Origin of the sequence: Streptomyces phytophilus (genome assembly GCF_013870535.1) — a bacterium.
Classification (GTDB): domain Bacteria; phylum Actinomycetota; class Actinomycetes; order Streptomycetales; family Streptomycetaceae; genus Streptomyces; species Streptomyces phytophilus.
Map to the genome: position 1 here is coordinate 1 of NZ_JACBXC010000095.1, position 10,623 is coordinate 10,623.

Annotated in this window: 10 protein-coding genes; 4 read left to right on the forward strand and 6 right to left on the reverse strand. The window is 71.1% G+C overall.

Annotated features, from left to right (window positions below):
- Positions 1-654: aldo/keto reductase (locus H5J30_RS08140; protein WP_181786485.1), on the reverse strand; the 654-nt coding region annotated here is incomplete at its 3' end.
- A 136-nt stretch (positions 655-790) separates the two neighbouring features.
- On the opposite strand from H5J30_RS08140, the gene H5J30_RS08145 reads away from it, so the two are divergent.
- Positions 791-1,810, forward strand: coding sequence for a WD40 repeat domain-containing protein (locus H5J30_RS08145; RefSeq protein WP_181786478.1), 1,020 nt, complete (start codon positions 791-793; stop codon positions 1,808-1,810).
- Positions 1,811-1,826: 16 nt separating this feature from the next.
- On the opposite strand, the gene H5J30_RS08150 is transcribed toward H5J30_RS08145, so the two are convergent.
- Entirely contained in the window at positions 1,827-2,612 is a 786-nt protein-coding gene (locus tag H5J30_RS08150) for a TetR/AcrR family transcriptional regulator (RefSeq protein ID WP_181786487.1), read from the reverse strand.
- A 130-nt stretch (positions 2,613-2,742) separates the two neighbouring features.
- On the opposite strand from H5J30_RS08150, the gene H5J30_RS08155 reads away from it, so the two are divergent.
- Together H5J30_RS08155 and H5J30_RS08160 are read left to right on the forward strand one after the other, a co-directional pair.
- Positions 2,743-3,819 carry an ATP-binding cassette domain-containing protein gene (locus tag H5J30_RS08155; protein WP_181786479.1) on the forward strand — a complete coding sequence of 359 codons (1,077 nt, stop codon included), beginning with the start codon at positions 2,743-2,745 and terminating at the stop codon, positions 3,817-3,819.
- The gene (locus H5J30_RS08160; protein WP_181786480.1) at positions 3,816-4,682 is read left to right on the forward strand and encodes an ABC transporter permease; all 867 of its coding nucleotides are present in this window, start codon (positions 3,816-3,818) and stop codon (positions 4,680-4,682) included. The genes H5J30_RS08155 and H5J30_RS08160 overlap by 4 nt, the downstream gene beginning before the upstream one ends.
- Positions 4,683-4,747: 65 nt before the next feature.
- On the opposite strand, the gene serC is transcribed toward H5J30_RS08160, so the two are convergent.
- The 4 genes from serC to H5J30_RS08180 all read right to left on the reverse strand — a co-directional run bounded on the left by serC (position 4,748) and on the right by H5J30_RS08180 (position 9,397).
- Positions 4,748-5,866 carry a phosphoserine transaminase gene (gene serC, locus H5J30_RS08165; protein ID WP_181786481.1) on the reverse strand — a complete coding sequence of 373 codons (1,119 nt, stop codon included), beginning with the start codon at positions 5,864-5,866 and terminating at the stop codon, positions 4,748-4,750.
- A 216-nt stretch (positions 5,867-6,082) separates the two neighbouring features.
- Entirely contained in the window at positions 6,083-7,156 is a 1,074-nt protein-coding gene (locus H5J30_RS08170) for a hypothetical protein (RefSeq protein ID WP_258563182.1), read from the reverse strand.
- Entirely contained in the window at positions 7,144-7,803 is a 660-nt protein-coding gene (locus tag H5J30_RS08175) for a hypothetical protein (RefSeq protein ID WP_181786482.1), read from the reverse strand. The genes H5J30_RS08170 and H5J30_RS08175 overlap by 13 nt, the downstream gene beginning before the upstream one ends.
- Before the next feature lie 184 nt (positions 7,804-7,987).
- Complete coding sequence (locus tag H5J30_RS08180; RefSeq protein WP_181786483.1) at positions 7,988-9,397, reverse strand: glycoside hydrolase family 10 protein; 1,410 nt, start codon at positions 9,395-9,397, stop codon at positions 7,988-7,990.
- A 206-nt stretch (positions 9,398-9,603) separates the two neighbouring features.
- Between H5J30_RS08180 and H5J30_RS08185 the strand changes: the two genes are divergently transcribed.
- Positions 9,604-10,623 (forward strand): FAD-binding oxidoreductase (locus tag H5J30_RS08185; protein ID WP_181786484.1); only part of this gene is annotated, 1,020 nt, incomplete at its 3' end.

A 10,623-nucleotide genomic window follows, 5' to 3' on the forward strand; every position in this document is an offset into this window, starting at 1 on the left:
GAGCGGGGACCACGGGATGACGCCGAGGCCGTAGCTCTCGGCGGCGGGGATGACCTCCATCTCGGCGCGCCGCTCGTGCAGGTTGTACAGGCACTGCTCGCTCACCAGGCCCAGCGAGTTGCGCCGCCGCGCCGCCTCGTTGGCCTGCGCGATGTGCCAGCCGGCGTGGTTGGAGGAGCCCGCGTAGAGGATCTTGCCCTGCTGGACGAGGACGTCGACGGCCTGCCAGATCTCCTCCCAGGGCGTGTGCCGGTCCACGTGGTGGAACTGGTAGAGGTCGATGTGGTCCGTCTGCAGCCGCTTGAGGCTGGCGTCGACGGCGCGGCGGATGTTGAGCGCCGAGAGCCGGTCGTGGTTGGGCCAGGTGGTGTCGGTGTCCGCGGCCATCGATCCGTAGACCTTGGTGGCGAGGACGACCTTGTCGCGCCGCCCGCCGCCCTGGGCGAGCCAGGTGCCGACGATCTTCTCGGTGCGGCCCTTGTTCTCACCCCAGCCGTAGACGTTGGCGGTGTCGAAGAAGTTGACGCCGGCGTTGAGGGCGGCGTCCATCATGGCGTGGCTGTCGGCCTCGTCGGCGTGCGGCCCGAAGTTCATGGTGCCGAGCACGATCCGGCTGACCTTGAGTCCCGTACGTCCCAACTGCGTATACCTCATGAGGTTCAAGCCAACTGCTTCGAGCGCGCTCGAAGCAAGTGCGGCGTGCGGGTGCGGTGCGGGAGTGCATCCCGCGCGCGTACGGACCCCTGAACCGGCCCCCGTACCCGCGCGGGCGCATGGCAGGCTTGGCGCCATGCCCGCCCACCGCCTGCCGACCGCCGCCGCCCTCCTGACCGCGGCGGCGGTGGCGACCTCCGCCGCGTACGCCCCGCCCGCCGCGGCGCAGGACGACGTGATACTCACCGACCCCCGCATCACCGAGTCCAGCGGTCTGGCCGCCAGCCGGCAGCACGACGACGTGTACTGGACGCACAACGACTCCGACGACGGCCCGTACGTCTACGCCGTCGACGGCGGGACCGGCGAGACGCTGGCCACGATCACGCTGCGCGGCATAGGGGAGCCGCGCGACGTCGAGGCCATCTCCCTCGGGCCCGACAACCAGCTCTACGTCGGCGACATCGGCGACAACATGGGCGGCTCGTGGTCGTACGTGTGGATCTACCGCTTCCCCGAGCCGGAGCAGCTCAAGGACGCGACCGTCGACGCCGTGCAGTACGAGGCGCAGTACGAGGACGGGCCGCGCGACGCGGAGGCGCTGATGGTGCACCCGAAGACGGGCCGGGTGTACGTGGTGAGCAAGAAGGAGGACGGCGGCGCGGCGCTGTACGCCGGGCCGGAGGACCTGTCGACGGGGTCGATGAACATCTTCCGGCGGGTCGCGCCGATCAACCTGTGGGTGACGGACGGGGCGTTCTCGCCGGACGGTACGCGGATGGCGTTGCGCAGCTACGTCGGCGGGCGGATGTACCGCTTCGAGAACGGCAAGCCGGCGGAGGACGGGCGGCTGGACGTGCCGCTGCAGCGGCAGGGCGAGTCGATGACGTACACGGCGGACGGGTCGGCGATCGTCTTCGGCAGCGAGGGGGAGCAGAGCGACCTCATCCGGCGGGAGGCCGAGGGGGGCGGCGACTCGTCGGGGGACGGGTCGGACGGTTCGGGTGGATCGGGGGACGGCTCCGGGGACGGCGCGGGCGGGGCCGGGGACGACGAGGGCCGCGGCCCGGTGAAGACGGTACTGCTGGTGGCCGGGGGCATCGGCGCGGTCGTGGGGCTGCGCAAGCTGCTGGCGCGGCGGCCGCGACCGGACTGAACGGGCCGGATCGCCCTCAGGCGTCCTCCTTCTGGCACTCCTCCGAGTGGAAGATCCCCGCCCCGCCCTCCGGGAGGGTCCATCCCGTCCTGCGGCGGTGGTCGAGCAGCGCCTCCAGACCGTCGAGCATCCGCTCCGTGGCGAACTTGTACGTCTCCTCGTCCAGGGCCGAGAAGGAGTCCTCGGACAGCTGGGCGATCCTCGGATAGCGCCCAGAGGTCATCGCCGACTCCAGCGCCGGTGACTGCGCCTCCCAGAACTCCTGGTCGCTGATCCCGGTCCGCTCCTCCGCCTGCTTGGCGTTGACGTGCACCCGGGCGAGGCCGGCGGCGGTGGAGTCGAGCGAGGTGATGAAGCCGACCTTCTCCTGGTCGGTGAGCAGCAGCCCGTCGAAGCCGCTGAGGGCCAGCTCGAAGGAGTCCAGCCCGTTGGGGCCGAGCACGGGCCGGCCCTGGTCGACGTGGAGCAGCCACGGGTGTTCGAGGTACTGCTCCCAGAAGGCGTGGGCCAGCTCCCGCAGCCGCTCCCGCCAGGTCGGCCGGGTCCGGAACCGCTCGACGTCCTCCGGTTCGACCGAGCCGACGCCGTCGAGCATCAGGTCGAGCAGCTCGGCCTTGCCGGGCACGTGCCGGTACAGCGACATGGTGCCGACGCCCAGGTTCCCCGCGATCTTGCGCATCGAGACCGCCTCCAGCCCCTCGGCGTCCGCGATGCGGATCGCCGTGAAGACGATCCGGTCCACCGAGATGCCGGGTTTCGGGCCGCGCTTGCCGCGTTCCTCGATGCCCCAGAGCAGAGCCATGCTGCGGCTGAGGTCGCCGCTGCCACTGTGTTCCCTCGCCGCCATGGACCCGAGTCTAGCTGTGGACTTGCCATCTGCGTACACCGTATGCGTAAATGGGTACGGCGTACTCAGATAGGGGAGGAAGAGCGTGGAGGCAAGCTCGGCCGACGCCGTCGTGGCGGACGGCGTGCAAAAGCGCTACGGAGAGAAGCAGGCCCTCGCCGGCTTCGACCTGACCGTGCCGTACGGCACTGTCTACGGCCTGCTCGGCCCCAACGGCGCCGGCAAGACCACGGCGGTGCGGATCCTGTCCACCCTCATCCGGCTGGACGGCGGACACGCCCGCGTCGGCGGGCATGACGTGATGAAGGAGCCGGTCAAGGTGCGCCGGCGGATCGGCCTCGCCGGGCAGTACGCGGCGGTGGACGAGGTGCTGACGGGCCGGCAGAACCTGGAGATGTTCGCGCGGCTGTTCCACCTCGGCTCCCGGCGCGCCCGCGAGCGCGCGGCGGAGCTGCTGGAGCAGTTCGGGCTGACGGAGGCCGCGGACAAGGGCGCCAAGGAGTACAGCGGAGGCATGCGGCGCCGGCTCGACCTGGCGTCGAGCATGATCCTCGCGCCGGACGTGCTGTTCATGGACGAGCCGACGACAGGGCTGGACCCGCGCAGTCGCGGCGAGGTCTGGGAGGCGGTGCGGGACCTGGTGGCCGAGGGCACGACGGTGCTGCTGACGACGCAGTATCTGGACGAGGCCGACAAGCTCGCCGACCGCATCGCCGTCATCGACGACGGCCGGACGATCGCGGACGACACCCCGGCCGCGCTCAAGAACACGGTCGGCGGCGACCGTATCGAGGTCGTCGTCGGCTCGGCGGAGGAGATCCCGGACGCGGTGCGGGCCGTCGCCCGCGTCTCCGGCGCAGACCCGGCGATCGACCTGGAGGAGCTGCGGGTGCACGGCGCGGTCACCGACCGGGTCGCGGCGCTGACGGAGGTGGCGCGCACGCTCCAGGACGAGGGCGTCACGGTGGACGACATAGCGCTGCGGCGGCCCACGCTCGACGACGTGTTCCTGAGCCTGACGGGCCACACGACGGCGGAGCAGGAGAGGCCCGGGAACACTGACAGCGAGGACGCCAAGAAGGACGCCAAGAAGGAAGCCAAGAAGGACGCCAAGAAGGACGCCAGGGAAGAGGAAAGGAAAGAGGAGGCCCCGGTCGCATGAGCAGCACCGTCACCGAAACCGCCGCGGGGGAGAAGCGGCCCCGGCCCCGCCCGCCGGCCCGCGAGCAGGCCCCCGGCGGGCCGCTGAAGTGGGCGTTCGCCGACTGCTGGACGATCGTGCGCCGCGGCCTGCTGCACTACCGCAGGCAGCCGTCGAACATCGCCTGGCAGCTCGGCTTCCCCGTCGTCTCCGTGCTGCTGTTCGTGTACGTCTTCGGCAGCGCGATGGAGGGCGGCGCGGACGCCTACAAGTCGTACGCGATGCCCGGCATGTTCGCGATGACCATGGCCTTCGGGTTCATGAACACCGCCATGCTGATCGCCATCGACAAGGAACACGGCATCACCGACCGCTTCCGCTCCATGCCGATGTCACCGTCGGCCGTGGTCAGCGGCCGGGGCGTCTCCGACCTCATCGGCGCCGCGCTGGACCTGGCGGTGATGGCGGCGATCGCCCTGATCATCGGCTGGCGCTCGGACGGCTCGGTGCTGGAGACGGCGGCGGCCTTCGTGCTGCTGCTGTGGCTGCGCTTCGCGCTGATCTGGGTCGGCGTGGTGCTCGGCCTGCTGACGCCCAACCAGGAGGCGGCGGGGAACCTCTTCGCGGTCGCCTTCCCGTTCGGCATGGTCTCCAGCGTGTTCGCGTCACCCGCGGACATGCCGGGCTGGCTGGGCTCGATAGCGATGTGGAACCCGGTGTCGTCCACCGCCAACGCGGTGCGTGAGCTGTTCGGCAACCCGGGGCGGCTGGGCGACTCGTGGATCGAGCAGCACGCGATGCTGATGGCGCTGGTGTGGCCGGTGGTGGTCACGGCGGTGTTCCTGCCGCTGGCGGTCCGCAAGTACCAGCGGCTGTCGCTCTGAGCGAGACCCGTACGCCGAGGGCCCGGCGCGTTCCCGCGCCGGGCCCTCGGTGAGACGGACAGGTGTCAGATCCGCTCGACGACGTAGTCGATGCAGCGGGTCAGGGCCTCGACATCGGCCGGGTCGACCGCGGGGTACATCGCGATCCGCAGCTGGTTGCGGCCGAGCTTGCGGTACGGCTCGGTGTCCACGATGCCGTTGGCGCGCAGTGTCTTGGCGACGGCGGCGGCGTCCACGTCGTCGGAGAAGTCGATCGTGCCGACGACCGCCGACCGCTGCGCCGGGTCGGCGACGAACGGCGTGGTCGCCTTCGCCTCCTCGGCCCAGTTGTAGAGCGTCCGGGCGGAGGCGGCGGTGCGGCGCACGGCCCAGTCCAGACCGCCCTGCCCGTTCAGCCAGTCGAGCTGGTCGGCGAGGAGGAAGAGGGTCGCGAGGGCGGGGGTGTTGTACGTCTGGTTCTTGCGGGAGTTGTCGATCGCCGTGGGCAGCGAGAAGAACTCCGGCACGTGCCGCCCGGAGGCGTGCACCCGCGCGGCCCGCTCCAGCGCGGCCGGCGAGAACGCGGCGATCCACAGCCCGCCGTCGGCGGCGAACGACTTCTGCGGAGCGAAGTAGTACACGTCGGTCTCCGCCACGTCCACCGGCAGCCCGCCGGCCCCGGACGTCGCGTCGACGAGCACGAGCGCCCCGTCGTCGGCCCCCTCGACCCGCCGCAGCGGCATGGCGACACCGGTGGACGTCTCGTTGTGCGTCAGCGCGTACACGTCGACCCCGGCCTCGGCCCGCGCCTCGGGATGCGTACCGGGCTCGGACGCGACGACCGTCGGCTCGTCCAGCCACGGGGCGAGCTTGGCGGCCTTGGCGAACTTCGAGGAGAACTCGCCGAAGGACAGATGCTGCGACTTGCGCTCGATCAGCCCGTGGGTGGCAACGTCCCAGAACGCGGTGGACCCCCCGTTGCCGAGAACCACCTCGTACCCCTCGGGCAGCGAGAACAGCTCACGCACCCCGTCACGCACCCGCCCGACGAGGTTCCGCACGGGAGCCTGCCGGTGGGACGTACCGAGAAGGGAGGAACCGGTGGCGGCCAGGGCGTCGAGCGCCTCGGTGCGCACCTTGGACGGACCCGACCCGAAGCGACCGTCGGCGGGCTTGATGTCAGCGGGAATCTCGATCTCAGCCACGCCCGAAGCCTACGGCGCGACCCCCCGCCACCGGCGCCCCCGTCCACGCTCTGAGACGAGAACACCCACGTGGTGGGCAGTGTGGCGTCGCGGCTCCCGGACCGTCTTCACACCCGTGAGTGACCGTCGCCAACTTTGTGCGAGCAGGTCGAGGACGCCGGCGGGGTGCCGCCTCCATCCCCTACGACGTGCCGCCGAATCCGAGGTCTTCTGACCTCAGCGGACGACGGTCTGGATCTCGGCGACGTCGACCTCGGTGGTCGTGTCGAAGACTCCGTCGGGCAGCCGCACGGCGTTCGGCCGACCGGTGCCGGTCCAGCTGATCTCCCAGGTGACGGTGGCCGTCAGCTCGTACGGGCCCGTGCTCTCCGTGGAGCGGAGGTACGTCAGGCCGCAGGGCGGTGACTCCTCGGAGCGGCCGGCCGTGTAGGGGGTGCCGATGGAGCCGTCGTCGTTGATGCGGCAGACGCCGTCTTCGGGGTATAACTCCGCGTCGTCCGTGCCGGGGTCGATGTGCAGGCCCACGGGGCGGGCGGTGGTGGTCGCCTGGATACCGATCTCCGGGATGGAGGCGCTGACCGCCACGGGGCGGAACGTACCCTCGTCCAGCCACACCCACGTCGGCAGGTTGACCTTCTGGTTCGCCGCCGCGGGCCGCAGGGCCGCCTCGTCGCGGGGGAGGCGGAGCCTGTCGTAGGCGAGTTCGGCGAGGACCTCGGGGGTGACGGCGTTCTCGTACTCGACCGGCGGCGGTTCACCGGTGTCGACCCAGAACCACGGTTCCATGCAGTCGAAGATCGCTGGGTCGTCCTTGCGGTTCTCGTCGTAGAAGTCGTCCCACCAGTAGCCTTCACCGGCTTTGTCGCTGTTGAAGTTCTTGTACGGCTTCCCGCCGTTGTACTTCTCCATGAAGTCCGAGGCGATGTCCTGCCCGTCGGGGTCGTGGACCATCGCGAAGAACACCCGCCGGGCCAACTTCTCGAACTCTTCGGGGTGGTAGGCCGGGCCGTACCAGCAGGGTGGCGGCTCCCAGTCGCTCACCGGGGCCACTGCCCCGCCGCCGTCCCCGCCGGGGCCGTTGCGGGTCTCGTCCCACACGATCTCGACCTGCGAGAAAATGTTGCCGTTGCCGTCGGAGCCGCCGGACGGGGTGCCTTCTCCGGGGTCGAAGTTGTCTCCGTGCCCGCCGAGTCCGTCGTCCTCCTGGGCTGCGGCGGGGCCGGGTAACAGCCCCAGACATACAAGGCCGGATAAGGCAAGAACGGCCGTGGCCTTCGCTAAGCCCGGCACTGTGCGGCCCCCCGGTCGGACAGCCCCTTGGTCGTCTGCCAGACGCCGTCCGCGCTCTTCTCAAGCAGCGTGTTGTAGAGGACGTACGCGTTTTTCGAACCGCTTCCGGTCGGCAGGTCCTTCTCGTTCGCCGGATCCTTCGTGATGACGGCATCGCTCTCGTCGGCGCAGAAGACCACGGCGGCGGTGCCGTCCTCCTTCATGGTCACCTTGCGGTCGAAGACCCGGATGGCCCCCGCCCACTTGTCATCGGCGTCGACCCAGTCCTTGACGAAGTCCTGCGACATCGCGAGCGCTTCACCGCTGGTGTAGAAGCTCAGCGCCGAGCTCCGTGTGTCCGCCTTCAGGATCGCGTCGTAGAGGGCGATGAACCGCTGTTCGCTGTCGCTGAGGACCGCGTCCTTCGTAGCGTCGCCCGTGGTGGCGTCCTCGAAAGTCAGCTTCGCGTACGAGGGGAGTGTCAGCTCCGGGCGGTTCGCCTCCGGTTCGCTCTCCTTCGGTGACGGCGGCGTCGACGAGGCGTCTCCCGCGCCCTTGATCTTCTCGTCGTCACCCCCGCCTTCGTCGTCCGAACCGCAGGCTGTCAGCAGCAGGCTCGTGGCGGCTAAGGCCGCCAGCGCGGCGGGGGCGGTGCGTCGGCGTTTCACGTCAACTCCCTGTAGGAGGCGGATCACTACGGGTAGAAGACGCTATCCGTGGGGCGCGGGGTTTCGCCAGCGCGGTCGTTGGCTTGATGCCGATGCTTCACTGGGGTCCCACCGGCCCCGTACACAGCCGTCCGCCGGGGGCCACCGGTGATTGCGGTGGTCCCCGGCGGGCGGGTGCGGGGGGTCAGCCCAGGGTGAGGGTGGCCGGGGTCGGGTTGGTGCCCGTCCAGGTGCCGTTGAAGCCGAAGGTGACCGCGCCGCCGTCCGGGACGTTGCCGTTGTGCGGGGCGTTGGTGCAGGTCACTCTCGTGCCGCTCTGCTGGCACGTCGCGTTCCAGGCGTTGGTGAGGCGCTGGCCCGCCGCGTAGCCCCAGGAGACGGACCAGCCCGACAGCGAGTCGCCGTCGCAGCTCACCGTCACCGCCGCGGTGAAGCCTCCGTTCCATTCCTGCGGTACGGCGTAGCTCGCGTCGCAGCCGTCGCCGGGGCCGGGGCCGGGGCCCGGGCCCGGGTCGCCGCCCAGGGCTTCGGCCACCGCGTTGTACGCCTGTTTCGGCTGGTAGCTGTCGTTCCAGAGGGTCGCCGAGCCCTCGCCGTCGAAGACGCCCGGCACCCACGAGTACTTGTCGGGGAAGCCCCAGACCGTGACTCCCGTGCACCGGGTGACGGCCAGGCAGGCGTCGATGACGTTCGCGTAGTACTGCGACTGGGTGGCTTCCTTCTGCGCGCTGACCGGGAGCTGCATCCGTACGTCCAGCTCCGTGATCGCCACGTCGACTCCCAGGTCGGCGAAGCGCTGCATGTTCTGCCGCAGGTCGCTGGGGAAGCCGTACTGGATCGCCAGGTGGCCCTGGATGCCGACGCAGTCGATCGGTACGCCCTGTGCCTTCAGGTCGCGTACGAGGTTGTACATCGCGGTGCTCTTCGCGTTGACGCCCTCGATGTTGTAGTCGTTGATGCACAGCTTCGCGTTCGGGTCCGCCGCCTTCGCGGCGCGCAGGGCGTGGGCGACGAAGTCGCGGCCCATGGCGTTGTAGAAGGGGCTGGTACGGAACGTGCCGTCCTCGTTGAACGGCTCGTTGACCACGTCCCAGGCGGCGATGTCGCCCGCGTACCGGCCGGCGACCTGCGTGACGTGGTTCTCCATCGCGGTACGGACCTCGCCGCTCGGCAGGCCGGAGACCCAGCCGGGGAGCTGGCTGTGCCAGACGAGGGTGTGGCCGCGTACGGACTGGCCGTTCTGCTGGGCGAAGTCGACGATCCGGTCGCCCGGGCCGTAGTTGAACTGGCCGCGGGACGGCTCGACGGTGTCCCACTTCATCTCGTTCTCCGCCGTGACCTGGCCGAACTCGCTGCCCAGGATCCCGGTGTACTGGGTGTCGGAGAAGTGCGACGTCGCGGCTGCGGAGCCGACGAACTTGCCGTGCGCCTGCGCGAGTTGGTTCAGCGAGGCCGCGGCGGTCGCGGGTGCCGGCGTGTCGGCCGCCGCCCCCTGTGCGGGTGCTGCGGTGCCGAGGCCGTACAGGCAGAGGGCGCCGGCGAGCGCGGCGAGCAGGGCCCGGGGGGTCCTCGGCCTGCTGCGGAGTCTTCGCATGTTCCCCTTCTTCCCCCGCGGGCGAGGCGCGGGCGGTGGTGGAGTGTGGCGCCGGATCCGTGCGTGCGGGTGCTGGGTGGGAGGAGGATGGCGGGTCGAAACATTTCGGGACTGGTTTCGAATCTTTCTGGGGTCGGACGTTAGAGGCGCGAGTGGGGCACGTCAATACGCGCGGCGGGGCGGGGGTGTCCGGCACGCTGGGGGCCATGGATACGCAGACGGGCGCGGACGCGGGTACGGACACCGGTGTGGATGTCGCGGCGCTGGAGCGGCGGCTGCGGGACGCCGTCCGCGGCGACGTGGGCTTCCGCACCCGGGACCGGGCCCTGGTCACCATGGACGCCTCCAACTACCGCCGCGTCCCCCTCGGCGTCGTCGCCCCTCGCGACGCCGACGACGTCGCCGCCGCGCTGGCCGTGTGCCGCGAGTACGGCGCGCCCGTCGTGGCCCGCGGCGGCGGTACGTCCATCGCGGGCAACGCCGTGGGCGTCGGCGTCGTCCTCGACTTCACCCGGCACCTGAACCGGCTCGTCGACCTCGACCCCGGGACGCGTACCGCCGTCGTGCAACCGGGGCTGGTGCTCGACCGGCTGCGGGGCGCGGCGGGGGCGCACGGGCTGACGTTCGGGCCGGATCCGTCGACGCACAGCCGGTGCACGATCGGCGGGATGGTCGGCAACAACTCGTGCGGCTCGCACAGCGTCGCGTGGGGGACGACGGCCGACAACGTACGGGCCCTGGACGTCGTGACGTACCGGGGGCGGGCGGTGCGGCTGGAGCGGGACCTCGGGGTGCTGCCGGGGCTGGAGGAGTTCGTCGCGGGGCATCTGGCCGCGTTGCGTACAGGCGGGGTTCCGGGCGGGGTTCCGGATGCGGGCGGGCCGACGGGCGCGGCTGCGCCCGGCGTACGGGACGGCCGTGCCGCCCCCGGCTGGCCCGACCTCCCCCGCCGCATCTCCGGCTACGCCCTCGACGCCCTCCTCCCCGAGCACGGCCCCGACCTCGCCCGCGCCTTCACCGGCAGCGAGGGCACCCTCGCCGTCCTCACCCAAGCCGCGGTCCGCCTCGTCGAGGCACCCCCCGCCCGCGCCCTCGCCGTCCTCGGCTACGCCGACGAGTCCGCCGCCGCCGAGGCGGCCTCCGGGCTGCTGCCGTTGCGGCCCCTGACCGTCGAGGGGATGGCCGCCGACCTCGTACCCGACGCGCACGCGCTGCCCCGCGGCGGC

Bases quoted from the DNA above. Each gene is read 5' to 3' on its own strand.
- H5J30_RS08145 (WP_181786478.1), top strand. From the start codon at position 791: ATGCCCGCCCACCGCCTGCCGACCGCCGCCGCCCTCCTGACCGCGGCG.
- H5J30_RS08150 (WP_181786487.1), bottom strand. From the start codon at position 2,612: ATGGCTCTGCTCTGGGGCATCGAGGAACGCGGCAAGCGCGGCCCGAAA.
- H5J30_RS08160 (WP_181786480.1), top strand. From the start codon at position 3,816: ATGAGCAGCACCGTCACCGAAACCGCCGCGGGGGAGAAGCGGCCCCGG.
- H5J30_RS08180 (WP_181786483.1), bottom strand. From the start codon at position 9,397: ATGCGAAGACTCCGCAGCAGGCCGAGGACCCCCCGGGCCCTGCTCGCC.